The organism is Halomonas sp. LMYGS-3 (genome assembly GCF_059509875.1).
In genome coordinates this window covers 17780-43853 of record NZ_JCAKFQ010000020.1, presented here as the reverse complement: position 1 = coordinate 43853, position 26074 = coordinate 17780, and the positions used below count along the sequence as shown (strand labels likewise).

Here is a 26074-nt window from a genome sequence, read left to right as displayed (position 1 = left end):
CCCTTGAACCTGCAAGGACTATTCCATGAGTCACTTCGATACCCTGATCACCAACGGCCTGATCATCACCGCCGCCGACCGCTATCACGCCGATATCGGCATCCAGGACGGGCGCATCGTCGCCCTCGGCCAGGGCCTCTCGGGCGCCGAAGAGGTGATCGACGCCGAGGGCCTGTGGGTGATGCCCGGCGGCATCGATGCCCACTGCCACCTGGACCAGCCGCTCGGCGACGGCGCGGTGATGGCCGATGACTTCGAGACCGGCACCCGCTCGGCGGCCTGCGGCGGCACCACCACGGTGATTCCCTTCGCCGCCCAGCAGAAGGGCCAGGGCCTGCGCGCCGCGGTGGAGGACTACCACCGCCGCAGCGAGGGCAAGGCGTCCATCGACTACGCCTTCCACATGATCGTCACCGACCCCACCGAGACGGTGCTCACCGAGGAGCTGCCGGCGCTGATCCAGGAGGGCTACAGCTCCTTCAAGATCTACCTCACCTACGACGACCTCAAGCTCAATGACCGGGAGGTGCTGGAGGTGCTGGCCATGGCCCGCCGCGAGGGGGGCATGGTGATGATCCACGCCGAGAACGCCGACTGCATCGCCTACCTCACCGAGCTGCTCGAGTCCCAGGGCAAGACCGCCCCGCGCTACCATGGCGAGGCTCACTCGGCGATCGCCGAGCGGGAGGCCACCCACCGCGCCATCTCGCTCGCCGAGCTGATCGATGTGCCGGTCCTGATCGTGCATGTCTCCGGCCCCGAGGCCATCGAGCAGATCCGCTGGGCCCAGGGCCGCGGCCTGCGGGTCTATGGCGAGACCTGCCCCCAGTACCTGATGCTCACCGCCGCCGACCTGGACCAGGAGGGCTTCGAGGGCGCCAAGTGCGTGTGCAGCCCGCCACCCCGGGACCCCAGGGCCCAGGAGGCGGTGTGGCAGGCCCTGGAGAATGGCGTCTTCCAGGTCTTCTCCTCGGATCACGCCCCCTTCCGCTACGACGACCCCCAGGGCAAGAAGCTGCACGGCGAGGACGCCGACTTCCACCATATCCCCAACGGCATCCCGGGGCTCGAGACGCGGCTGCCGATCCTCTTCTCCGAGGGGGTGCTCAAGGAACGCATCGACGCCACCCGCTTCGTGGCCCTGACCGCCACCAACCCGGCCAAGATCTATGGCCTCTACCCGCGCAAGGGCACCATCGCCATCGGCAGCGACGCCGACTTGACCCTCTGGGATCCCCGCGCGGCCCTGACGGTGCGCAACGAGCGCCTGCACCATGCGGTGGACTACACCCCTTACGAGGGCCTCGAGCTCACCGGTCGCCCGGTGCTGACCCTGTGCCGGGGCGCCGTGGTCTCCCGGGACGGCGAGCCCACCGTCGCGCCGGGCCATGGCCGGTTCCTGAAGTGCGACAAGCCACAGCCGGCCCGCCCCCGTGGCGCCGCCAAGGGGTTCTGAGCATGAACATGGAGACGCTGAGCGATACCGCCGCCGAGCGGCTGCTGGCGGCCTATCCGTCGACGACCTCTCCCGGATGAAGGAGGCCGCCTATCGCCTGAGCCTCGATGGCGAGGTGACACCGGGCCAGAACTGAGCATTCCGCCAGCATGGTGGCGGCTGAGATTGCATGGCCTGACCGATCGGTCAGAATTTTCGCAGGCTAACGAACCCAGGTGACTGACATCACTTGGGTTTTTCTTCGCTATAAGTTTATTATGAAAATATTTTCCAAAAAATATTGACGCCCTCTGCGGGGGCTCCTAGTCTCGTGTACAGAAATATTTTCCAAAAACAACTCTCCACAAGAACAAGGCCACTCACGGGAGGAACCGTCATGGCTCGAATGACCGCCGCAGAAGCCGCCGTTCACGTGCTCCGCAAGGAAGGCGTCGATGTCGCCTTCGGGGTACCCGGCGCCGCTATCAACCCCTTCTACGCCGCCCTGCGCAAGATCGGTGGCATCGATCATGTCCTGGCCCGTCACGTGGAGGGTGCCTCGCACATGGCCGAGGGCTACACCCGGACCCGGGCCGGCAACATCGGGGTGTGCATCGGCACCTCCGGCCCCGCCGGCACCGACATGATCACCGGCCTCTATTCGGCCACCGCCGACTCCATCCCGATCCTCTGCATCACCGGCCAGGCGCCCCGCGCCAAGTTGCACAAGGAGGACTTCCAGGCGGTCAACATCCAGGAGATCGCCGGTCCCGTCACCAAGTGGGCGGTCACCGTGCTGGAGCCGGCCCAGGTGCCGCGCGCCTTCCAGCAGGCCTTCCATCTGATGCGCTCCTCGCGCCCCGGCCCGGTGCTGATCGACCTGCCCATCGACGTGCAGATGAGCGAGATCGAGTTCGACCCGGACACCTACGAGCCGTTGCCCGTCTACAAGCCGGCGGCGACCCGGGCCCAGGCCGAGAAGGCAATCGCCATGCTCAACGAGGCGGAGCAGCCGTTGATCGTGGCCGGCGGCGGCATCATCAACGCCGACGCCAGCGAGCTGCTGGTGGAGTTCGCCGAGCTCACCGGGGTGCCGGTGATCCCCACCCTGATGGGCTGGGGCACCATTCCCGACGATCATCCGCTGATGGCCGGCATGGTCGGGCTGCAGACGTCTCACCGTTACGGCAATGCGACGATGCTCGCCTCGGACTTCGTGATGGGCATCGGCAATCGCTGGGCCAACCGCCACACCGGCAACGTCGAGACCTATACCGCTGGCCGCAAGTTCGTCCATGTGGATATCGAGCCGACCCAGATCGGCCGCATCTTCGGCCCGGACTACGGCATCGTCTCCGATGCCAAGGCGGCACTCGAGCTGTTCGTCGAGGTGGCCCGCGAACTCAAGGCGGCGGGCCGGTTGAAGGACCGCAGCCGCTGGGTCGAGGAGTGCCAGGAGCGCAAGCGCACCCTGCTGCGCAAGACCCACTTCGACAACGTGCCGGTCAAGCCGCAGCGGGTCTACGAAGAGATGAACAAGGCCTTCGGCAGGAACACCCGCTATGTCACCACCATCGGCCTGTCGCAGATCGCCGGCGCGCAGTTCCTGCACGTCTACCAGCCGCGCCACTGGATCAACTGCGGCCAGGCGGGGCCGCTCGGCTGGACCATTCCGGCGGCCCTGGGCGTGCGTCGCGCCGACCCCGACGCCGAGATCGTCGCGCTCTCCGGCGACTACGACTTCCAGTTCATGGTCGAGGAGCTGGCCGCCGGGGCCCAGTTCAAGCTGCCCTATATCCATGTGCTGGTGAACAACTCTTACCTGGGGCTGATCCGCCAGGCCCAGCGCGGCTTCGACATGGACTACCAGGTGCAGCTCTCCTTCGAGAACGTCAACTGCCCGGAGATCAACGACTACGGCGTCGATCACGTCTCCGTGGTGGAGGGGCTGGGCTGCAAGGCGCTGCGCGTCACCCAGCCCGAGGAGATCGCCTCGGCCTTCGAGGAGGCGAAGAAGCTGATGGCCGAGTACCGGGTGCCGGTGGTGGTGGAGGTGATCCTCGAGCGGGTGACCAACATCGCCATGGGCACCGACCTGGACGGCGTCAACGAGTTCGAGGCCCTGGCCGAGAATGTCGCCGACGCGCCGACCTCCATCGCCGCCCTGACCTAGGCTTTGCCCGAAAGTGCCTGCGCTCGCCAACTAGAGGACGAAGCCCAGGAAGACGACACGATGCGAATAGGGGCGCCGGGGACAGGGCGAAGAGGAGGTCCGATTCCAGGGAAGGAATCGGTAGCGTACAGGGATGTATTCACAGCGCCTCCTCGTAGACCTGTCGCCGGATCAGCCCCGGGTAGTCGCCGGATTAGCCCCCAGACAAGACTAACGACCCAGAGGAGAACGTTATGCCCAAGTTTGCCGCCAACCTCAGCATGCTGTTTACCGAGGTGGACTTCCTCGACCGCTTCGAGGCCGCCGCCAAGGCCGGCTTCCAGGGCGTGGAGTACCTCTTCCCCTATGACTATGCCCCGGCCGAGATCAAGGCGAAGCTCGACGAGCATGGCCTGACCCAGGTGCTGCACAACCTGCCGGCGGGCGACTGGGGCGCCGGCGAGCGCGGCATCGCCTGCCACCCGGACCGCGTCGGCGAGTTCCGCGAGGGCGTCGACACGGCCATCGAGTACGCCACCGCGTTGGGCTGTGCGCAGGTCAACTGCCTGGCCGGGATCCAGCCCGCGGGCGTCAGCGACGACCAGGCGCGCCAGACCCTGGTGGAGAACCTGCGCTTCGCCGCCGACAAGCTCGAGGCCGCCGGCATCCTGCTGCTCGCCGAGCCGATCAATACCCGCGATATCCCGGGTTTCTTCCTCAACCGCACCGAGCAGGCGCTGGCGCTCTTCGATGCGGTGGGAAGCCGAAACCTCAAGCTGCAGTACGACATCTACCATATGCAGATCATGGAGGGGGACCTGGCGCCGACCCTCGAGAGGCACCTGGACCGCATCGCCCATGTGCAGCTGGCCGACAACCCGGGCCGCCACGAACCCGGCACCGGCGAGATCAATTACCCCTTCCTGTTCGCCCACCTCGACCGCCTGGGCTACCGGGGCTGGATCGGCTGCGAGTACAAGCCGGCCACCACCACCGAAGAAGGCCTGGGCTGGCTGGATGCGGCGCGGGGCTGAAAGTGCGCCATGGAGTCAGATTCCGAGCGGCATGTGCGTCGAATGAAGGCGCCGAGGCCTGCCCCTATGGGGTCTGACCCCAAAGGAGCCATGCCGCCGGCGCATGCCACGAACAAGCCGCATCGAGGCGCAACGACAAGCAAGACAAGAGGAGAGACATCATGAGCAAGATCGGATTCATCGGCCTCGGCATCATGGGGCGCCCCATGGCGGGCCATCTGCTGGACGCCGGCCACGACCTGGTGACCGTCAAGCGCGGCAAGCTCGACGAGACCCTGGCATCCAAGGGCATGCAGGAAGTCGACAGCCCCAGGGCGGTGGCCGAGGCCTGCGAGGTGATCATCACCATGGTGCCGGACACCCCCGACGTCGAGCAGGTGCTGTTCGGTGAAGGCGGGGTGATCGAGGGACTCAAGCCCGGCACCCTGGTCATCGACATGAGCTCCATCGCCCCCATCGCCACCCAGGCGTTCGCCAAGCGGATCCATGATGCCGGCGGCGAATACGTCGATGCCCCGGTTTCCGGGGGCGAGGGTGGGGCGATCAATGCCGCCCTGACCATCATGGTCGGGGCCACCGAGGCGGGCTTCGAGCGCGCCCGGCCGCTCCTCGAGGTGATGGGCAAGACCATCACCCGCATCGGCGGCCACGGCGCCGGCCAGACCTGCAAGATCGCCAACCAGATCGTGGTCGCCCTGACCATCGAGGCGGTGGCCGAGGGCCTGCTGTTCGCCTCGAAAGCGGGCGCCGACGTGGCCAAGGTGCGCGAGTCGCTGCTCGGCGGCCTGGCCCAGTCGAAGATCCTCGACGTCCATGGCGAACGCATGATCCAGCGCACCTTCGACCCGGGCTTCAAGATCCGCCTGCACCAGAAGGACCTCAACCTGGCGCTGGAGGGTGCGCGCAGCCTCAACCTGGCACTGCCCGGTACCGCCAACGCCCAGCAGCTGTTCCAGGCCTGTGCGGCGCATGGCGGCGCCGACTGGGACCACGCCGGCATCCTGCGGGCGCTGGAGGCGTTGGCCGACCACGAGGTCGGCTCCTGAACGGGCGAGCCGCCCTGAGCCATCCTTGAGGGCGCGTGGAACCCCCGCGCTACGGCGGGTGGTTTCACGGCGAGCGAGGTTTTTCGCCGGCCTTCGTGCTTGGACGGCGAAAGACGGGGAGGTGACTGCTCCCTGAGGGCAGGCGTCGGGTCGTCGCCTGCCCGGCCACCGCGAGGTGGCCTTGCCCGGCGGCGGGTGTCCTTCGGGAATCCCCGCCCGCCGCCGGGTTCTTTTCGTTTCTTTCTGCTTTCCCCCTTTCCTTCCTGTTGCTGCCGGAGGCGGCGAGGAGTACCCGATGACCGCGATCTCACCCTCCCGGATCCCCGAGCCGACGTCTGGCGTGCTGGACCCGCGTGCCTGGCTCAGGCGACTGGTCGATACCGCCGTCGCCGCCGTCCACCCCGATGCCCTGCTGCCCGAGGTGCTGCCCGAGCCGCCGGCGGGACGTACCATCGTGGTGGGGGCCGGCAAGGCCGCTGCGGCCATGGCGGCTGCCCTGGAGCGAGCCTGGCAGGCCCGTCAGCCCGAGGCGCCCCTCGAGGGGCTAGTGGTGACGCGTTATGGCCATGGTGCCGTGTGTGAGCGGATCGAGGTGCTGGAAGCCTCACACCCCATGCCCGACGCCCTCGGCGAGCGGGCCGCCCGGCGCATGCTCGAAGCCGTGTCCGGGCTCGGCGAGGGCGACCTCGTCATCGCCCTGATCTCCGGCGGCGGCTCGGCGCTGATGAGTCTGCCGGCGGAGGGCATCGCGCTCGCCGAGAAGCAGGCGATCAACCGCGAGCTGCTGCGCTGCGGCGCGCCGATCCGCGAGATCAATACCGTGCGCCGCCACCTCTCGGCGATCAAGGGGGGCCGGCTTGCCGCGGCGGCCCATCCGGCGCGGGTGTTGACCTGGCTGATCTCGGATGTCCCCGGCGACGACCCGGCCCTGGTCGCCTCCGGGCCGACCCTGCCGGATGCCTCGACCCCGGCGGATGCCCTGGCGATTCTCGAGCGCCATGCCATCGACATACCGGCCGCGGTGCGTGATCACCCGACTCGCAGCGAGGCGGTGCCCCGACTCGGCGATGCCGATTTCGCCCGCGACGAGGTCCGGGTGCTGGCCCGGGCCCGCGACGCGCTGGAAGCCGCCCGGGCGACCGCCGAAGCGGCGGGGGTCGAGGTGCGTTTGCTGGGCGACGACCTGGAGGGCGAGGCCCGGGACCTGGGCCGCGCCCAGGGGCGCCTGGCGTTGGCCGTGCAGGAGGGCCTCGAGCGTCCGCTGCTGCTGCTCTCCGGTGGCGAGACCAGCGTGACGGTGACCGGCGACGGTCGCGGCGGGCGCAACGTGGAATACCTGCTGGGGCTCTTCGCGACCCTGCAGGGCGCCGAGGGGATCCATGCCCTGGCCATCGACACCGACGGCATCGATGGTTCCGAAGACAACGCCGGGGCGCTCTTCGATCCCGGCGACTGGGCACGCGCCGAGGCGTCGGGTCTTGACCCGAGCGCGTATCTGTCACGCAATGACGCTTATACTTTCTTCGAGGCCCTCGGTGATCTGATCGTCACCGGGCCGACGCGCACCAACGTCAACGATTTCCGTGCCATTCTGGTCTTGCCGAGGACACCATGACGCTTCCCCCCCATGCCCCCATCCACGAGCCCATCCGCCGCACCAAGATCGTCGCCACCCTGGGGCCGGCCAGCGACCGCGACGGCGTGCTCGAGGCGATGATCAAAGCCGGCGTCGACGTGGTGCGCCTCAACTTCTCCCACGGCGCACCCGACGACCACCGCCGGCGCCTCGCGGCGGTGCGCGAGATCGCCGACCGCCTGGGCCGCAGCGTCGCCGCCCTGGGCGACCTGCAGGGGCCCAAGATCCGCATCGCCCGCTTTCGCGACGGTGCGGTGACCCTCGAGGAGGGCGCCCCCTTCATCCTCGATATGGCGTTGGGCAGCGATGAAGGCTCCGTCGAGCGCGTCGGTTGCGACTACAAGGAGCTGATCGACGACGTCGTCCCCGGCGACCGCCTGTTGCTCGACGACGGCCGCCTGGTGCTCGACGTCGATGCGGTGAGGAGCCGCGAGATCCACACCCGCGTGGCGGTCGGCGGCAAGCTCTCCAACAACAAGGGCATCAACAAGCAGGGCGGCGGGCTCTCGGCCCCGGCGCTCACCGACAAGGACCGCGCCGACTTGCAGACCGCGATCGCCATCGGCGTGGATTATCTCGCGGTGTCCTTCCCGCGCTCCGCCGCCGACATGCGCGAAGCTCGGGAACTATTGGGAGATGCCGGCAAGGAGATCGGCCTGGTGGCCAAGCTCGAGCGCGCCGAGGCGGTGGCCGACGCGGCGACGCTCGACGGCATCATCGAGGCCAGCGAGGCGGTGATGGTGGCGCGCGGCGACCTCGGCGTGGAGATCGGCGACGAGAAGCTGATCGGCATGCAGAAGCGCATCATCAAGCGCGCCCGCACCCTCAACCGCGCGGTGATCACCGCCACCCAGATGATGGAGTCGATGATCGAATCGCCGCTGCCCACCCGCGCCGAGGTGTTCGATGTCGCCAACGCCGTGCTCGACGGCACCGACGCGGTGATGCTCTCGGCCGAGACCGCCGCCGGCGACTTCCCGGTGGAGACCATCGAGGCCATGGACCGGGTGTGCCTGGGCGCCGAGCGCGAGCGCATCGCCCAGGAGTCCGGGCACCGCATCCACGAGGGCTTCTCGCAGGTCGACGAGACCATCGCGCTGTCGGCGATGTACGCCGCCAACCACCTCGCCGGGGTGGCCGCCATCGCCTGCATGACCGCCACCGGCTACACGCCGCTGATCGCCTCACGGATCCGCTCGGGGCTGCCGATCGTCGGGCTGGCCCACAGCCCCATCGCCCAGCGACGCATGGCGCTCTACCGCGGCGTGGTGTCGCTGCCCTTCGACACCAGCGGGATGGCGCCCACCGAACTCAACGCGCGCGCCCTGGCGCTGCTGGTGGAGCAGGGCATCGCCGAGCCCGGGGATCATGTGATGCTCACTCGAGGCGATCACATGAACGCCCACGGCGGGACCAATACCCTGAAGATCCTCATGATCGAGTAGGGCGCCGACGACGCCCGTCTGGCCTACGCTTAGGCTAGCGGAATTCTTCCCGATCCTGGGCGGGATTCTGGGATCCTGGCCAGGGTCGGCCTACCGCGAGGGCTTCGATCATGTCCGCCAACCCCATACGCCTGCTGCTTATCGAGGACAATGCCCTGCATCGCCGCCTGATCCAGCAGTTGCTCAAGGCGGATATCCAGCTGCAGTGCGAGGTCGAGGCGGTGGAGCGCCTCGACAGTGGCCTGACGCGCCTCGCCCAGGGCAACGTCGACCTGGTGCTGCTGGACCTGGTGCTGCCGGACAGCCAGGAACTGGAGACGCTGTGGCGCGTCCGCCTGGTGGCACCCCAGGTGCCGGTGGTGATCCTCACCAGCCTCGACGACGTCAAGCTGGCGGCCCGGGCGGTGGAGTCGGGCGCTTACGACTACCTGGTCAAGTCGCATCTCAAGGGTGCCGCCCTGGGGCGTGCGGTGCGCTATACCCTGGCCCGTGCTCGGGCCAGGGGAGGCGAGTGGGACTCGCCGATGTTCCGCCTAGCCCAGCAGCAGTTCCTCAAGGCTGCCCAATACATGAACCTGGACGACAACGTACGCCAGCGGCTGCTGTTTCCACAGCGCGCCCAGATGGTTTCCTTCCCCTTCCTGCGCGACGACCACAGCCAGGTGGAGACGGTGTTCGGCTATCGGGTACAGCACGTGCTGACCATGGGGCCGACCAAGGGCGGCATTCGCTATCACCAGGACGTGACCCTGGGCGAGGTCGCCGCCCTGGCGACGTGGATGACCTGGAAGTGCGCCCTGATGCGGCTACCCTTCGGCGGCGCCAAGGGGGGCGTGCGGGTCGACCCCACCGCGCTCAGCGGCACGGAGCTGCAGCGGCTGACGCGACGCTACACCACCGAGATCATCGACATGATCGGCCCGGACAAGGACATCCCGGCGCCTGACCTGGGCACCGACGAGCAGGTGATGGCCTGGGTGATGGACACCTACAGCCAGCAGGTCGGCCATGCGGTACCGACGGTGGTTACCGGCAAGCCGGTGGTGCTGGGAGGATCGCTGGGGCGCAAGGAGGCGACCGGCCGCGGCCTGGTCTATCTGATCGAGGCCTCGGCGGCGCACCTGGGGCTCGACCTCACCGGCGCCACCGCGGTGGTCCAGGGCTTCGGCAATGTCGGCAGCCACGCCGCCCGCTTTCTCGCCGAGCGGGGCGTGCGGATCATCGCCGTCGGCGATGTCTCCACCGCACTGCATCGCCCCGAGGGGCTGTCGGTGGAGGCGTTGCAGGCCCATGTCGACGAGCACCGGGTGCTGGCGGGCTTCGCGGATGCCGAACCGATCGACGCCGCGGAACTGCTGGAACTCGACTGCGACATCCTGGTGCTGGCGGCCCTGCAGAACCAGGTGACGGTGGAGAATGCCGCCGACATCAACTGCCGGTTGCTGGCCGAGGGCGCCAATGGCCCGACCATGCTCGAGGCCGACGATATCCTTCACGAGCGCGGTATCTTCGTGCTGCCCGACATCCTCGGCAACGCCGGGGGGGTGACGGTGTCCTATTTCGAATGGGTGCAAGGCATGCAGAACCTGACCTGGACCCTGGAGGAGATCAACGGTCGGCTCAGGGGGATCCTGCTCGATGCCTTCCAGCGCACCCTCGAACGTGCCCAGCGCGACAAGCTCGACATGCGCACGGCGGCACTGATCGAAGGCGTCGCGCGGGTCACCGAGGCCAAGCTGTTACGCGGCGTCTTTCCCTAGCCGCGCAACAGTCGATCCGTCAGGAATGAGGGGGGCGGCGCATGACCACTGAGCCCGAACGGCCGCGAGAGATGGCACCCTGCTGCCTGCAGCGCCAGCAACTGATCGAGGCGCTCGAGTCGATCTCCGAGGGCTTCACCCTCTACGATGCCGATGACATCCTGGTGGCCAGCAACTCGCGGTTCCGGGACGAGTATTCGGGCGTTCCCGACCTGGTCAAGCCGGGCATGCACTTCGAGGACCTGATCCGCACGGTGGTCTACCAGAAGATCATCGACATCGGCGACCGGGACCCGGAGGAGTGGATCGCCTGGCGCCTCGCCCAGCGTCGCAATCCGGGGCCGCCCTTCACGATCTGCACCGCCACCGGCCGACAGCTGCGGATCAGCGAGCGGCGCACCGGTGACGGCGGTGTGGTGGCCATCTATACCGACATCACCGAGCTGGAGACCCAGCGCGCTCACCTCGAGGTCCAGGTCCAGCTGACCGAGGAGGCCCAGGCCCGGGCCGAGGCGGCCCGCGACCAGCTCACCGAGGCCCTCGAGTCCATCGCCGAAGGCTTCGCGCTGTTCGATGCCGACGACCGCCTGGTGCTCTACAACTCCCGCTTCAAGGAGCACTTCGTCACCCCCGACGACCTGGTCGAGATCGGGCTGTACTTCGAGGATCTGCTGCGGGCCGTGGTCGAGCGTGGCATGACGCCGCGAGGCTATGCCTCGAGCGAAGCCTGGATCGCCGAGCGCCTCGCCGCACATCACGACCCTGCCGGCCCCTACCAGTTCGTGCGCAGTGACGGCATCAGTGTCCAGATCAGCGAGCACCGCACCCGGGATGGCGGCCATGTCGCCGTCTACTCCGACATCACCGAGCTCGAGCAGCATCGGCATCGTCTCGAGGAACTGGTCGACGCGCGCACCGCGGAGCTGCAGGCCACCACCGAGGAACTACGGCGCTCCCGGAACGAGTTGCGGGAGGCGCGGGACCTGGCCGAGCAGGCCAGCCTTGCCAAGAGTGAGTTCCTGGCCAACATGAGCCACGAGATCCGCACCCCCATGAACGGTGTGATCGGTATCGCCGAACTGCTCGAGCGCACCAAGCTGACCGAGCAGCAGGCGGAATATGTCGCCATCATCCAGAAATCGGCGGACACGCTGCTGGGGCTGATCAACGACATCCTCGACTTCTCGAAGATCGAGGCGGGGCGGCTGGAGCTCGAATCGGTCGCCTTTCACCTGCGTGACACCCTGAGTGACACCCTGCAGACCCTGGCACTGCGCGCCGACGAGAAAGGGCTGGAGCTGGCGGTGCATATCCCGCCCGAGGTCCCCGACCGGCTGCTCGGCGATCCGATGCGGTTGCGCCAGGTGGTCGTCAACCTGGTGGGCAATGCCATCAAGTTCACCGAGGCCGGCGAAGTGGTGGTGGACCTGGCGCTCGAGGCGCTCGACGATGTGCATGCCCGGATCGCCTTCGAGGTGCGAGACACCGGGGTGGGCATTCCCGAGGCGCAGCGCCAGCGGGTCTTCGAGGCCTTCGGTCAGGCCGACAGCTCCACCACCCGCCGCGATGGCGGCACCGGTCTGGGGCTCTCCATCGCCGCCCAACTGGTGGAGATGATGGGCGGCCGGATCCAGCTCGCCAGCGGATCCGGCGGTCTCGGCAGCCGCTTCTCGTTCGCCATCGACTTCGAGCTGCCGGCCGAGCGGGACGAGGTCAGCCAGCCCCTTGGCCTGCACGGCCAGGCGGTCCTGGTGGTCGACGACAACCGCACCAATCGCATGATCCTCGAGGAGATCCTGAACAGCTGGGGCATGCGGCCCACGGTGGTCGCCAGTGGTCAACGGGCACTCGATATCCTCGACCGCCACCGCGACGCTCCCTTTCCGCTGGCCCTGCTCGACGTGATGATGCCGGCCATGGATGGTTACACGCTGGCCGCCCGCATCCGCGAGCGGCCCGAACTCGCCGGCATGCGCATCCTGATGCTCTCCTCCGGTGTTCGCTCCGGTGACGTCTCGCGGCGGCGTCGCTTGCGGATCTCGCGCCTGCTGATGAAGCCGGTCAAGCAGTCAGAGTTGTTGAATGCTGTTGCCGAGGCGCTGGGCATCACCGCCGCGGCCGGCAGGACACCCTCCGCCGGCAAGCGGTTGCCCGAGGACTGGCTCGCCCGTCGGGTGCTGCTGGTCGAGGACGGGCTGACCAACCAGAAGGTGGCGGTCGATCTGCTCACCCATCGCGGCCATGAGGTCGAGCTGGCGTGCAATGGCGCCGAGGCACTCGAACACATGCGCCGGCGTGATTTCGACGTGGTGCTGATGGATATCCACATGCCGGTGATGGATGGCCTGGCCGCCTCGCGGGCGATCCGCGAGCGGGAGCGTGAGACGGGCGAGCATGTTCCCATCGTGGCAATGACCGCCAGTGCCACCAAGGAGGATCGCGAACGCTGCCTGGCGGCGGGCATGGACGACTATGTCACCAAGCCATTCCGGGCCGCCGAGCTGTTTCGCGCCGTGGAGGAGTCGACGGCGCGAGAGGCGCCGCGCGACAGGCTGCTGCCGGAGGCGCTTGCAGCAGGCAAGGTTAAGTCGCTTCCCTGCCTGGACCAGGAGGGAGCGCTGCAGCGCCTCGAAGGCAATCGTCTGCTGCTGGACGAGATGATCGACCTGTTCCGTGAGGAGGGCCCTCGGTTGCTGCAGGAAATCGAAGAGGCGATCGCCACGCAGGATGCCGTGGCCCTGCGTCGGGCGGCGCACACGCTGAAGGGATCGGCGCTGGTGGTCGGCGGTCAGGCGCTCGGGGCCGCGGCTCAGCACCTCGAGGCCCTGGCTCGGGCGGGTGAACTCGAGAGTGCCGGCGAGGCCTTTGGTATGCTGAAGGGTCGAGCAAGCGAGCTATGGACGGCCCTCGATGACCTTTCAGGAGACCAGTGATGAGCGAGAGACCGGCGCAGCAGGCGACCGGGTGCGGTGACAAGGGCACCATCCAGACGGCCCCCGATCTGCTGAGCGGGGTCAGTCTGCCGGCGGCGGTGGTGTTCGAGGCACCCCTGGCGCACAACCTGGCGTGGATGCAGCGCTTCGCCACCGAGCACGGGGCGCGGCTGGCGCCACACGGCAAGACCACCATGACCCCGGCGCTGTTCCGGCGCCAGCTCGAGGCCGGGGCCTGGGGCATCACCCTGGCCACGGCGGCGCAGAGTCGGGCGGCCTTCGCGCATGGCGTGGAGCGACTGCTGATGGCCAACCAGCTGGTCGGTGAAGCCAACATGGCGATCGTCGCCGACCTGATCGAGGCGGGGGCCGACTTCTACTGCGTCGTCGACAATGCCGACAATGTGCGCCAGTTGGGGCACTACTTCGCGGCCCGGGACCTGCGCCTGCAGGTGCTGATCGAACTGGGCGTGAACGGTGGCCGCTGCGGCTGCCGGGATCACGACCAGGTGATGGCGCTGGGCGAGCTGATCGACGCCGAGCCGGCCCTGGTGCTGGCCGGGCTCGAGGGCTACGAGGGGGTGGTGTTCGGCGACGACCCGGCGCATGCCGTCCGCGACTACGCCTGGCAACTGGTGGAGGCGGCCCAGGCGCTGGACCACGACGGCCTGATCGAGCTGCATGAGCCGCTCATCACCGGCTCGGGGTCGGCCTGGTACGATCTCATCGCCGAGGTGTTCCGCGAGGCGCACCTGGGCTCCCACTTCGTGCCGGTGCTGCGCCCGGGCTGCTACGTGGTGCACGACCACGGGCTCTATCGCGAGGCCCAGCACAGGGTGCTGGGCCGCCGCCCGGAGCTGGAGCGGGGCCTCGAGCCGGCCCTGGAGGTGTTCGCCCAGGTGCAGTCGCTGCCCGAGCCGGGGTTGGCCATTGTCGCCATGGGGCGTCGCGACGTCGGCGGCGACCGATTGCCCGAGCCGCTGCGGCGTTACCGCGAGGGCGGCTCCCCCCGCAGGCCGTTGTCGGTGGCTGGCATGGAGGTGGTCAAGCTGATGGACCAGCACGCCTTCCTGCGACTGCCCGGGGAGTCGGAGGAGGACGGCGAGCCAATCCGCAACGGCGTGCGCGTGGGCGATATCATCGCCTTCGGTGTCTCGCACCCCTGCCTGACCTTCGACAAGTGGCGGCGCATCTGCCTGGCAAACGAGCACCTGGAAGTGATCGAGGAGATGATCACCTGCTTCTGAGTCATCGTCCTGGAGGTCCTGTCGGGGCCTCGCCTCCCGGGTGTGTGGTGACGAGTGATCGATTTTTTGTATACATAAATCTGGCAGGATGTGGTCGGCAGAGGGGAAACATGAGAAGGTGCTTCCGAGGTGAGACGAGAGCGAGGGCATCATGAGCAGCGCCTGGAAGGAGGACATCGAGGCCGCCATCAGGGCGGGCGTGCGCATCAGCGATCAGCATATCGTCGACAAGGTGCGCCGGGCGGTGCTGACCCAGCGCCTGCCGCCGGGGACCCGCCTGCCCGAGGTGACCCTCGGGGAGGTCTTCGGCGTGAGCCGCTCGGTGGTGCGCAAGGCACTGACCCGACTCGCCGCCGACCACGTGGTCGACCAGCGCCCGAACCAGGTGGCGCGGGTGCGTGCCCCCAGCATCGAGGAGACGCGGGAAACCTTCGCCGCCCGGCGGCTGGTGGAGGGCGAAGTCGCGGCACTGCTCGCCGGTCAGCTCGACGACGTGGCGCTGCTGGCACTGGAGCAGGAGGCGCAGCGCGAGATCGAGGCCCATGGCCGTGGCGATGAGCCGGCGCGGATCGAGCACTCCCTGGCCATTCACCACCAGCTGGCCGAGCTGTCGCCCAATCGCGTGCTCGGCGCCATGCTCACCGACCTGATCCTGCGCACCTCGATCGTCATCGCGCTCTACAAGCGCCCGTCGCTCGCCTCCTGTTATCTGGACGGCGACCATCCCCGGCTGCTGGCGCAGCTGCGCGCCGGCGAGCCGGAGAAGGCGCGTGAGGTGATCGACGAGCACCTTGCGTCGCTGGAAAACCTGCTCGACCTCGGCCCCCGGGAGACCGAGACCGACCTGATGGCGATCCTCGGCCGGCCGAGCCCGGCCGAGGCGTGAGCCGGGCTTGATCGGGGGCAGGGTGGGCCGCCGCGTCGACGGCCCCGCCTTGTCCGCGTCGTTGCCCTGGCCGACAATGCCGACTCATCGCCACAAGGAATGCCGCCCCCATGCGCTTCGTCCGCCCCCTCCTGACCCTCGTCCTGCTGGCCTGGCTCCCCCTGCTCGCCCGGGCCGAGGTGCCCATCGTGGCGGCGGCCTCGGATCTGCAGTTCGCCCTCACCGCGGCTGCCGAGCGCTTTCGGGAAGAGACGGGGCGGGAGCTGCGTCTCAACTTCGGCTCCTCCGGCAATTTCCGCCGCCAGATCAGTCAGGGTGCTCCCTTCGAGCTCTATCTCTCCGCTGACGAAGCCTATGTGCTGGCATTGCACGAGGAGGGCCGTACCGAGGATGCGGGGGTGATCTATGCCATCGGCCGCCTGGCCTGGCTGCAGCGGGCCGGTCGTGGCGACCTGCCGGCGGGCGACGCGCCGCTGGCCGGGGTGCACGAGGCCATCGCCGCCCACGAGGCCGGGCAGGGCCGGCCGCGCCTCGCCCTGGCCAACCCCGAGCATGCGCCCTATGGCGTCGCAGCACGCCAGGTGCTCGAGCATGCCGGGCTCTGGGAGGCGAGCGGCCCACTGAGGATTCTCGGTGAGAATGTCTCCCAGGCGGCTCAGTTCGCGCTCTCCGGCGATGCCCGTGGCGGCCTGGTGGCCTACTCCCTGGTGCTGGCCCCGTCGCTTGCCGAACGCGGCGAGCATGTGCTGATCCCCGAGGCCTGGCACACGCCGCTGGTGCAGCGCATGGCGCTCGTCCAGGGGGCCGGCGAGACGGCGCGGGCCTTCTACGCCTGGCTGCAGCAGGACGACGCTCGCGAGCTGCTCGCGCAGTACGGTTTCCAGCTGCCCGACGCGGATACGGAAACGCAGCCCTGATGGACTGGACGGCGCTCTCGGTCTCGCTGCAACTGGCGGTCGGCACCTGCCTGCTGCTGCTGCCCTTCGGCCTCTGGCTGGGGCGGACGCTGGCCACCACCCGTTTTCGCGGCAAGCCACTGTGCGAGGCGCTCGTCGCCCTGCCACTGGTCATGCCGCCCACGGTGCTGGGCTTCTACCTGATGCAGTCGTTCGGCGCCGATGCCCCCTTCGGCGCCCTCTGGCAGCAGCTGTTCGGCAGCGGTCTCAATTTCACCTTCACCGGCATCCTGCTCGCCTCGCTGGTGGCCAACCTGCCGTTCGCGGTGCAGCCGATTCAGCGCGCCTTCGAGACGATCCCCCCTCACCTGCGGGAAGCGGCCTGGTGCAGCGGCCTCTCGCCCTGGCAGACCCTCGTGCGCATCGAATTGCCGCTGGCCTGGCCCGGTCTGGTCTCGGCGCTGGCGCTGACCTTCGCCCATACCCTGGGCGAGTTCGGCGTGATCCTGATGGTCGGCGGCTCCATCGACGGCGAGACCCGCACCCTGGCCATCGCCATCTACGATCGTGTCCAGGCCTTCGACGAGGCCGGTGCCGGCATCATGTCGGCCATGCTGCTGCTGGTCTCCTTCCTGACCATTGGCGTGGTCTACGGGCTGGCCGGGCGACGGAGGTGGCGCCGTGTCTGAGTCGTTGCCTACCACGCCCGAGGCGAGGCTGGAGGTCAGCCTGCAGCAGTCTGGTCCGATTCCGTTGGCCGCGGACTTCCACTGTCGCCCCGGCGAGCTGCTGGCGCTGGTCGGCCCCTCCGGCAGTGGCAAGACCACCCTGCTGCGAGCCATCGCCGGCCTCTATCGGCCGGCCGGCGGGCTGGTGCGCTGTGCCGGCGAGACCTGGTTCGACGCCGCCCGCGGCCGCTCGCTGCGTCCCCAGCAGCGCCGGGTGGGGCTGGTGTTCCAGGACTATGCGCTCTTCCCCCATCTGAGTGCCGTGGCCAACGTCATGGTGGCGCTGGATCACCTGCCGAGCGGCGAGCGCCGTGAGCAGGCCCTGGCCTGGCTCACGCGGGTGCGCCTGGAGGGCCTGGCCGAGCGTCACCCTTCCGAGCTCTCCGGCGGCCAGCGTCAGCGGGTCGCCCTGGCCCGGGCCCTGGCCAGAAACCCACGGGTTCTGCTGCTCGACGAGCCTTTCTCGGCGGTGGATCAGGTCACCCGGCGTCGCCTGCAGCGGGAGTTGGCCCTGTTGCGTGAGCAGATCCGCATCCCCATCGTGCTGGTCACTCATGACCTGGACGAGGCCTCGGCCCTGGCCGATCGGCTCTGCGTGCTGCATGCCGGTCGCAGCCTGCAACAGGATGTCCCGGAGGCGCTGTTCCGGCGCCCCGCCAGTCCCGAGGTGGCCCGGCTGCTGGACCGCCACAACGTCTTCGAGGGCGAGGTCGTGGAAGTGAATGGGCAACGCCGCCTGCAGTGGGGGCCCTGGGCGCTCGAGGTCGCGCGCGGCCTGGAGGCGCTGGCACCGGGTCAGCGGGTCGCCTGGTACCTGCCACACTCCGACGTGGTGCTGCATCGCCGCGGGCGTCCCTCCCTGGGCGAGCGCGAGAATCCAGTATCCGGGCGAGTGGTCGAGATGGTGGTGCTGGGGGGCATCACCTCGGTATCGCTTGCCTTTGCGCACGGGATGGAGACCCTGCGCTTCGAGATCGCCACCCACGCCGCGCGCCGCAACGCCCTGGCGCGTGGCGAGACCGTTCAGGTGTCGCTGCTGGCGTCGGGTATCCACCTGATGCCCCTCGGCGATACCGTCGACACCACTGCGAGGACCCCGACATGAACCCGACCCGACGCCGACTGCTGCTGGGCCTGACCGCCCTGGTGCCGGCCACCGCCCTGCTCCCGCATTCGCTGCTGGCCGAGGGCCCCGACCCGCTGGACACCGTGACCCTGGCGCTGCATAGCGACCAGGGCCCCCACCGCCTGCGGGTCGAGGTCGCCCGAACCCTGCCCCAGCGTGGTCAGGGGCTGATGGACCGTGACCATCTCGATGCCGAGGCCGGCATGCTGTTCCTCTACCGCAACGAGCAGTCACCGCGCAATGGTTTCTGGATGTATCGCACGCGGATTCCCCTCGACATTGCCTTCATCGACGCGGATGGCCGCATCGTGGCGATCCGCCAGATGCAGCCCTGTGCTTCGGAGCGTCCCGGGGAGTGCCCGGTCACCTACCCCGGGGTGCCTTACCGGGCGGCGCTGGAGGTCAATGCCGGCTATTTCGCGGAGAAGGGGGTCGAGGAGGGTGACTGCGTCAGCTGGCCGGGCAGCGGCAGTCAGTGTCTGGTCGACGTGACCGACGACTAGGCGTTCACGCCTCGGGGCGTCTCGGCCGGAAGCGCAGCACGATCAGGGCGATGCCCGCTACCACCAGGCCGCCGCCGGCGAGCTTGTGGAACCCCAGGGCATCACCCAGCAACAGTACCCCGAGCAGCACCGCCAGCACCGGCACCAGCAGGGTCATGGGCACCACCCGGTTGACCGGGTGGCGGCGCAGCAGGCCGTACCAGAGCCCGTAGGCGAGGGTGGAGGACATCACCGCGGTGTAGACCACGGCCCCCCAGCCGGCCCAGCCCGCTTGACGCATGGCCTCGAGGTGGTTGCTCTCGAAGAGCAGCGAGCCCAGCGCCACCTGGGGCACGGCGAACAGCGCCACCCAGCCAGCCAGTGCCATGGGGGCGATATTCGGTCCGCGCTTGATCAATAGCTGCGAGACCGCCCAGCCCAGGGCGCTGAGCAGCAGGAGGGTCAGCGGTAGCGGTGATGGCAGGGTGGGGCCGCCGGCCAGTACCACGACGCCTGCGAACGACAACGTCAATCCGGCCAGGCGTTTCGGCCCCAGCCGCTCCCCGAGAAAGATCACCGCCAGCAGCGTGGCGAAGGGCGTGCCCATCTGTACCAGCAGAGCGCCCGTGCCGGCCTCGGCCTGGCTCAGCCCGATGAACAACAACGCGAAGTGCAGCGTGCCGAAGGTCACCGAGAGCAGCAGCAGGAACGGCAGCTGGTGTCTTGCGACGGGATGGAAGGGCACCAGCAGGATGGCCACCAGCATGAAGCGCAGGGTGGTCATCAGCAGCGGCGGCATCTCCGCCACCCCCACCTTGATGACGATGATGTTCAGCGCCCAGATGGCGATGACGGCGAGGCCCAGCAGCAGATCCCGGAGTGGCACGTCTCGTCCTTGAAGTCGGTTAGCACAGGCGCCAGCATATCAGCTCGGCAGCGGCGGCCGCTTCGGCGCGCGCCATTGTCCTATCCGTATCGGCCTGCCCGATGCCCCGGAGGGGCGTTGATCACCTTCCAATGGCTTTGCGCCTGGCCCCGAGATCGCCCCTGGCCGCCAAGGGAGCTTCTACCTTCACCCCTTCTGCAAGGCCTCCAGGGTGCGCTGGTGCAGCTCGGTGCTGGCGGCGTCGAACAGCACGAAGCGTACCCGCTCGATACCGGGGCACTCCGGCAGGGTCTGGATGACCGAGGCCAGGGCGATGCGTGCGGCCTCGGAGGCAGGGTAGCCGAAGGCGCCGGCGGAGAGGGCCGGAAAGGCGATCGAAGCGATGCCGTGCTGCTCGGCCAGCTGCAAGGCGAGCCGGTAGCAGGCGGCGAGCAGCTCGTCGGAGGGTTCGTCGACGCCGTAGACCGGTCCCAGGCAATGGATCACGTGTCGGTTGGGTAGCCCGTGGGCGCCGGTGATCACCGCCTGGCCGGGCTGGATGGGTGCCAGGGGGCGGCACTCCTCCGCGAGCTCGGGGCCGGCGGCCCGGTGCAGGGCCCCGGCCACGCCGCCCCCGGTCTGCAGTCTGGCATTGGCGGCGTTGACCACGGCGTCGATGTCCGGCTGATGGGCGATATCGCCCTGAATGCATTCGATGGTCGCGCTCATCTCCTCACTCCCTACTTGCCTCGGACCTGCCTGTTCAGTCTGGTGCCGTGGCCGGGGAGCATCAAGGCCCTGTGCGTCCTGTCGGCATGGCTCCTCGAGAGACGGCCCTGGGCCGTGCCGAATGCCTGTCTTGAATAGATCGTTGCGTTTTCCTTGTGATTCCGCGACATTCGTTGCAAATCGGCGCAGAAACTTGCAAGTCACTGGTCGAGTCTGTACCAATGTCCTCCCCCCGAACCACTCACGTTGCACCGGGTCTCGCCGGTGTGGCGGCGGCGAACAGCCGTCGCGCAGGGCGCTTCCGCGCGCCGTGCGAAACGAGAAGAAGAGGAGGTGGCATGAACCAGCGACTGAGCGTCGAGTTCCGTGATTCCCGGATCGAAGCCTTCGAGGCCCGTCCGTTCAAGGTCTATACCCATCGTCAGCTGGACAAGATCGAGGCGATCCAGAACCTGCCCGATGATCTGCGCTTCGACATGCGGGTGGTCAGCCAGGTGCTGCCGTTTCGCGTCAACGAGTATGTGATCGAGGAGCTGATCGACTGGCGCAATATCCCCGAGGATCCGGTTTTCCAGCTCACCTTTCCCCAGCGCGGGATGCTCAGGCCCGAGCACTTCGACGAGGTGGCCGAACTGCTGCGCCGCGAGGCCTCGGCCGCCGAGACGAAGCCGGTGGTGGAGCGCATCCGCAGCGAGCTCAACCCCCATCCCGCCGGGCAGATGGACCTCAATCTGCCGCTGCTCGATGGTGAGCCGCTGCCCGGCATGCAGCACAAGTACCGTGAGACGGTGCTCTTCTTTCCCAGCCAGGGGCAGGTGTGCCACAGCTACTGCACCTTCTGTTTCCGCTGGGCGCAGTTCGTGGGCGACAAGGACCTCAAGTTCGCCTCCAACGAGGCGGATTCGCTGCATCGCTACCTGGCCGAGCATACTGAGGTCACCGATCTGCTGATGACCGGCGGCGACCCCATGGTGATGAAGGCCAAGCACCTGCGCCAGTACCTGGAGGGGCTGATGACCCCGGAACTGGACCACGTCCAGGACATCCGCATCGGCACCAAGAGCCTGACCTTCTGGCCCTATCGCTTCGTCACCGACTCGGATGCCGAGGATATCCTCGAGCTGTTCCGCGAGCTGACGGCGGCCGGCAAGCACGTGGCCTTCATGGCGCACTTCAACCACTGGAAGGAGATGGACACCCCCATCTGCCGCGAGGCGATCCGCCGCATCCGCGCCACCGGGGCGGAGATCCGCACCCAGGCGCCGCTGCTCAGGCACATCAACGACGACGCCGACCAGTGGGCACGCATGTGGACCACCCAGGTGCGCCTGGGGATGATCCCGTATTACATGTTCGTGGAGCGCGACACCGGCGCCCGCCACTACTTCGAGGTGCCGCTGGTGCGAGCCTGGGAGATCTACCGCGAGGCGATGAAGCAGGTGCCGGGCCTGGCGCGCACGGCTCGTGGACCCTCGATGTCCGCCGATCCCGGCAAGGTGGAGATCCAGGGCGTCACCAAGATCAAGGGCGAGAAGGTCTTCGTGCTGCGCTTTATCCAGGGCCGTGACGCCGACTGGGTGCAGCGGCCGTTCTTCGCGAAGTACGACGAGGCCGCCACCTGGCTCAACCACCTGAAGCCCGCCCTGGGCGAGAGCGAGTTCTTCTATGAGGCCGAGTTCGCCGCCATGAAGGACGAGAACCAGGCGCTGATCATGAAGGCGTCGTGAGGCCATCGCGGGGAGGCGTTCCCCGCGATGGCGAATCTCGGGAGCGGCGAAAATTAACGTTCCCTAAACGTTGGTGGCGTCTAGACTTTGAACATGCCGTAAAAAGGCCTCATCAGGCAGGCGTCTTTGCTAAAGTAGAAGAGGGCGGTCAAACCGCCGGCGGTCACAGGGCTGCCAACCAGAAACGCTTGTCCATAACGTCAAGAGGTGTGTTCATGAAACGCCACGCTTTCTCCGCTGCCGCCTTTTCCGGTGCGTTACTGGGAGCCACAATGGTTTCCGCGCCCGCTGTGGCCCAGGAGCGCTTCATCACCATCGGTACCGGTGGTCAGACCGGGGTCTACTATGTCGTCGGCCAGTCGGTCTGCCGCATGGTCAACCGCGGGAGTGACGAGCACAACATTCGCTGCAACGCGCCGACCACCGGCGGCTCCGTGGCCAATGTCAACGGCATGAAGAGCGGCGAGCTCGACATGGGCGTCGTACAGTCCGACGTCCAGTATCGTGCCTACCACGGCGAGGACAACTTTGCCGATGTTGGTCCCTGGGAGGAGATGCGTGCCGTCTTCACCATGCACGGCGAGCCGCTGACCGTGGTGGCCCGTGCCGATTCCGGCATCGAACACTTCACCGATTTCCCGGGCAAGCGCGTCAACATCGGCAACCCGGGCTCCGGCCAGCGCAACACCATGGCCGTGGTGATGGAGGCCATGGGCTGGGATACCAACACCTTCGCCCTAGCCTCTCAGCTGGATGCCGCCGAACAGGCCGCGGCGCTCTCCGACAACAACATCGACGCCATGATCTATGTGGTCGGGCACCCCAACGGCTCCATCCAGGAGGCCACCACCACCGTCGATGCCCGTCTGATACCCGTCACCGGGCCGGAAATCGACGAGATCATCGAGGAGAACCCCTTCTACACCCGGTCGGTGATCCCGGGCGGCCTGTATCGCGGCAACGACGAGGACGTCGAGACCTTCGGCGTGGCGGCCACCTTCGTCAGCTCCACCGCGGTGGACGAGGACGTGATCTACGAGACCGTCAAGGCGGTGTTCGAGGATTTCGATCGCTTCAAGCGGCTGCACCCGGCCTTCGAGAACCTCAACGAGGAGGACATGATCTCCGATGGCTTGACCGCTCCGCTGCATGACGGCGCGGCACGCTACTACCGCGAGCGTGGCTGGATCGAGTGATCCTGTCATGATCAGGTTTCACCTTCGGTGAGCGATGCGCGGACGCCTCTCGGGGGGTCCGCGCATCTCGTTGGTGGCATCGAAAGGGGCGCCGCCAAGCGCCATCACATGGAAAGCACGTCAATCGACCGTGGGCAGGGTTCGCTATGACTGACGACAAGAAGACTTCCAGCGCCAAGGATGTCGACCTGGAGGACATGGTCGCCTCCAGTGATTCGGGAGCGCGCAAACCCGCGGGAACGCCCGGCAAACTGCTGGTGGGCATTGCCGCTGCCTGGTCGCTGTTCCAGCTATGGATCGCCTCGCCGCTACCGTACCTGTTCCGATTCGGGGTCTTCAACGCCACCGAAGCGCGCTCGATTCATCTCGCCTTCGCGCTCTTCCTGGCGTTCATGGCCTACCCGGCGCTCAAGCGTTCGCCGCGAGACCGCATCCCCATCCAGGATTGGGTGTTTGCGGCGGTGGCAGCCTTCTGTGGCGCCTACATGTTTCTCTTCTACGAGCAGCTCGCTCAGCGACCCGGTGCGCCGATCACCCAGGACGTGATCGTCGGCATCATCGGTATCCTGATGCTGCTCGAGGCAACACGACGAGCCCTCGGGCCGCCGCTGATGATCGTCGCCTCGGTATTCATCGTCTATTCGCTGTTCGGCCCCTACATGCCGGGGATTCTCGCCCACCGCGGGGTCAGCTTTTTCGGTCTGGTCAACCACCAGTGGTTGACGACCCAGGGGGTCTTCGGCATCGCGCTGGGGGTCTCGACCAGCTTCGTCTTCCTGTTCGTGCTGTTCGGCGCCCTGCTCGACAAGGCCGGTGCCGGAAACTACTTCATCAAGGTGGCCTTCTCGCTGCTGGGCCACTACAAGGGCGGGCCGGCCAAGGCCGCCGTGGTGGCCTCTGGCATGACCGGCCTGATCTCCGGGTCGTCGATCGCCAACGTGGTGACCACCGGCACCTTCACCATCCCGATGATGAAACGCGTCGGTTTCTCCTCCGAGAAGGCCGGCGCGGTGGAAGTCGCGTCCTCGGTGAACGGCCAGATCATGCCGCCGGTGATGGGTGCCGCGGCCTTCCTGATGGTCGAATATGTCGGCATCAGCTACGTGGAGGTGATCAAGCACGCCTTCCTGCCGGCGTTGATCTCCTACATCGCGCTGGTCTACATCGTTCACCTCGAGGCGCTCAAGGCCAACATGCAGGGGCTGCCCACCAGCAACCCGGCACGGCCCTTCCTCAACAAGGTGATCGGTTTCCTCACTGGCCTGCTGCTGCTGATGGCGCTGTCGTTCGCGGTGTATTACGGCCTCGGCTGGCTCAAGCCGGTGCTCGGCGACGCCACCCCCTGGGTGGTGGCCGTGGTGCTGGCCGGGGTCTATGTGGGGCTGCTCAAGGTAGGTTCGAAGTACCCCGAGCTCGAGCTCGACGATCCGACCTCCCAGGTGCTCACGCTGCCCCAGACGCGGCCCACCGTGATGGTCGGGCTGCACTATATCCTGCCGGTGATCGTGCTGGTCTGGTGCCTGATGGTCGAGCGGCTGTCGCCTGGCCTGTCGGCCTTCTGGGCCACGGTGTTCATGATCTTCATCATGATCACCCAGCGCCCGGTCATCGCCGTCTTCCGCGGCCGCAGCCGGATAGCGGAAGACGTCAAGGAAGGTTTCAGGGACCTGTGGGACGGCCTGGTGGCCGGTGCCCGCAACATGATCGGTATCGGCATCGCTACCGCGGCAGCGGGCATCATCGTCGGTGCGGTCTCCCAGACCGGTGTCGGCCTGGTGCTGGCCGACGTGGTGGAGATCCTCTCCATGGGCAACCTGATGCTGATCCTGCTGTTCACCGCGGTGCTCAGCCTGATCCTCGGCATGGGCCTGCCGACCACCGCCAACTATATCGTGGTCTCGGCCTTGCTGGCGCCGGTGATCGTGACGCTGGGTCAGCAGAGCGGCCTGATCGTGCCGCTGATCGCCGTGCACCTCTTCGTGTTCTACTTCGGCATCATGGCCGATGTCACGCCACCGGTGGGGCTGGCCTCGTTCGCCGCCGCCGCGGTGTCCGGGGGCGACCCGCTGCGCACCGGCTTCCAGGCCTTCTACTACAGCCTGCGGACCGCGGCACTGCCGTTCCTGTTCATCTTCAACACCGACCTGCTGCTGATCGAGGTCACCTTCCTGCAGGGCATCGTGGTCTTCGTCGTGGCGACCATCGCGATGCTGATCTTCGCCGCCGGCACCCAGGGCTTCATGCTCGCCCGCAACCGCTGGTACGAGAGCATCCTGCTGCTGCTGGTGGCCTTCACCCTGTTCAGGCCCGGGTTCTGGATGGACATGGTCCACGACCCCTACCAACAGGTGCCGCCGGCCCAGTTCGCTCAGGCGCTCGGCGATGTCGATGAAGGCAGCCAGTTGCGGGTCCAGATCGCCGGCGAGGATGCCTTCGGTGACCCCCTGACCACTTTCGTGCTGGTGCCGGTGCCCAGCGGCGACACCGGGCAGGAACGCCTGGAGAACCTGGGGATCGAGCTCTACGTCGACGGCGACCAGGCCATGGTGGATTTCGTCGAGTTCGGTAGCCTGGCTGCGGACCTGGGCTTCGACTTCGACCAGGAGATCATCGACGTCTCGGCGCCGGTGGATCGCTGGGCCAAGGAGTGGATGTGGATACCAGGCTTCCTGGTGTTCGGCCTGGTGGTACTGCTGCAGCGCCGCCGTCGTCAATCCGGTACCGGCGCGGCCGCCACTGCCTGAGAGAGGT

Annotated in this window: 19 protein-coding genes; 17 read left to right on the top strand and 2 right to left on the bottom strand. The window is 67.7% G+C overall.

Going from position 1 to position 26074, the window contains the following annotated elements; all coding sequences use genetic code 11:
• Positions 1-25 precede the first annotated feature (25 nt).
• The 14 genes from hydA to AC5W54_RS16425 all read left to right on the top strand — a co-directional run bounded on the left by hydA (position 26) and on the right by AC5W54_RS16425 (position 18827).
• Entirely contained in the window at positions 26-1456 is a 1431-nt protein-coding gene (gene hydA / locus AC5W54_RS16490; protein WP_495963185.1) for a dihydropyrimidinase, read from the top strand.
• Between the two features lie 376 nt (positions 1457-1832).
• Complete coding sequence (gene gcl, locus AC5W54_RS16485) at positions 1833-3608, top strand: glyoxylate carboligase (protein WP_495963184.1); 1776 nt, start codon at positions 1833-1835, stop codon at positions 3606-3608.
• Positions 3609-3841: 233 nt separating this feature from the next.
• Complete coding sequence (gene hyi / locus AC5W54_RS16480) at positions 3842-4621, top strand: hydroxypyruvate isomerase (protein ID WP_495963183.1); 780 nt, start codon at positions 3842-3844, stop codon at positions 4619-4621.
• Between the two features lie 161 nt (positions 4622-4782).
• The gene (locus AC5W54_RS16475; protein WP_495963182.1) at positions 4783-5667 is read left to right on the top strand and encodes a 2-hydroxy-3-oxopropionate reductase; all 885 of its coding nucleotides are present in this window, start codon (positions 4783-4785) and stop codon (positions 5665-5667) included.
• 295 nt (positions 5668-5962) lie between these two features.
• Positions 5963-7282 (top strand): glycerate kinase type-2 family protein, encoded by a 1320-nt coding sequence (locus AC5W54_RS16470; protein WP_495963181.1) that lies wholly within the window; start codon positions 5963-5965, stop codon positions 7280-7282.
• Positions 7279-8748 carry a pyruvate kinase gene (gene pyk / locus AC5W54_RS16465; protein WP_495963180.1) on the top strand — a complete coding sequence of 490 codons (1470 nt, stop codon included), beginning with the start codon at positions 7279-7281 and terminating at the stop codon, positions 8746-8748. The genes AC5W54_RS16470 and pyk overlap by 4 nt, the downstream gene beginning before the upstream one ends.
• A gap of 110 nt (positions 8749-8858) precedes the next feature.
• On the top strand, positions 8859-10508 hold the full coding sequence (locus tag AC5W54_RS16460) for a Glu/Leu/Phe/Val dehydrogenase dimerization domain-containing protein (RefSeq protein WP_495963179.1): 1650 nt from the start codon (positions 8859-8861) through the stop codon (positions 10506-10508).
• Positions 10509-10549: 41 nt separating this feature from the next.
• Positions 10550-13441 carry a response regulator gene (locus AC5W54_RS16455; protein ID WP_495963178.1) on the top strand — a complete coding sequence of 964 codons (2892 nt, stop codon included), beginning with the start codon at positions 10550-10552 and terminating at the stop codon, positions 13439-13441.
• Positions 13441-14688: an amino acid deaminase gene (locus tag AC5W54_RS16450; RefSeq protein ID WP_495963177.1), complete on the top strand. Its 1248-nt coding sequence runs from the start codon at positions 13441-13443 to the stop codon at positions 14686-14688. Before AC5W54_RS16455 ends, AC5W54_RS16450 begins: the two co-directional genes overlap by 1 nt.
• A 151-nt stretch (positions 14689-14839) precedes the next feature.
• Positions 14840-15574: a GntR family transcriptional regulator gene (locus AC5W54_RS16445; protein ID WP_495963176.1), complete on the top strand. Its 735-nt coding sequence runs from the start codon at positions 14840-14842 to the stop codon at positions 15572-15574.
• Between the two features lie 110 nt (positions 15575-15684).
• The gene (modA, locus tag AC5W54_RS16440) at positions 15685-16491 is read left to right on the top strand and encodes a molybdate ABC transporter substrate-binding protein (protein WP_495963175.1); all 807 of its coding nucleotides are present in this window, start codon (positions 15685-15687) and stop codon (positions 16489-16491) included.
• Entirely contained in the window at positions 16491-17159 is a 669-nt protein-coding gene (gene modB / locus AC5W54_RS16435) for a molybdate ABC transporter permease subunit (protein ID WP_495963174.1), read from the top strand. Before modA ends, modB begins: the two co-directional genes overlap by 1 nt.
• The gene (locus AC5W54_RS16430; protein WP_495963173.1) at positions 17152-18303 is read left to right on the top strand and encodes an ABC transporter ATP-binding protein; all 1152 of its coding nucleotides are present in this window, start codon (positions 17152-17154) and stop codon (positions 18301-18303) included. Before modB ends, AC5W54_RS16430 begins: the two co-directional genes overlap by 8 nt.
• Complete coding sequence (locus AC5W54_RS16425; protein WP_495963172.1) at positions 18300-18827, top strand: DUF192 domain-containing protein; 528 nt, start codon at positions 18300-18302, stop codon at positions 18825-18827. The genes AC5W54_RS16430 and AC5W54_RS16425 overlap by 4 nt, the downstream gene beginning before the upstream one ends.
• 4 nt (positions 18828-18831) lie before the next feature.
• On the opposite strand, the gene AC5W54_RS16420 is transcribed toward AC5W54_RS16425, so the two are convergent.
• Positions 18832-19692, bottom strand: a complete 861-nt coding sequence (locus tag AC5W54_RS16420; RefSeq protein ID WP_495963171.1) for a DMT family transporter — start codon at positions 19690-19692, stop codon at positions 18832-18834.
• A 186-nt stretch (positions 19693-19878) separates the two neighbouring features.
• Positions 19879-20400, bottom strand: coding sequence for a macro domain-containing protein (locus AC5W54_RS16415; protein WP_495963170.1), 522 nt, complete (start codon positions 20398-20400; stop codon positions 19879-19881).
• Between the two features lie 338 nt (positions 20401-20738).
• Here AC5W54_RS16415 and AC5W54_RS16410 point away from each other — a divergent pair, with 338 nt between their 5' ends.
• The 3 genes from AC5W54_RS16410 (at position 20739) to AC5W54_RS16400 (ending at position 26067) form a co-directional block, all read left to right on the top strand.
• Positions 20739-22127, top strand: a complete 1389-nt coding sequence (locus AC5W54_RS16410) for a KamA family radical SAM protein (RefSeq protein ID WP_495963169.1) — start codon at positions 20739-20741, stop codon at positions 22125-22127.
• 215 nt (positions 22128-22342) lie between these two features.
• The gene (locus tag AC5W54_RS16405) at positions 22343-23323 is read left to right on the top strand and encodes a TAXI family TRAP transporter solute-binding subunit (protein ID WP_495963168.1); all 981 of its coding nucleotides are present in this window, start codon (positions 22343-22345) and stop codon (positions 23321-23323) included.
• A 146-nt stretch (positions 23324-23469) separates the two neighbouring features.
• Positions 23470-26067, top strand: a complete 2598-nt coding sequence (locus AC5W54_RS16400; protein WP_495963167.1) for a TRAP transporter permease — start codon at positions 23470-23472, stop codon at positions 26065-26067.
• Positions 26068-26074: the final 7 nt, after the last annotated feature.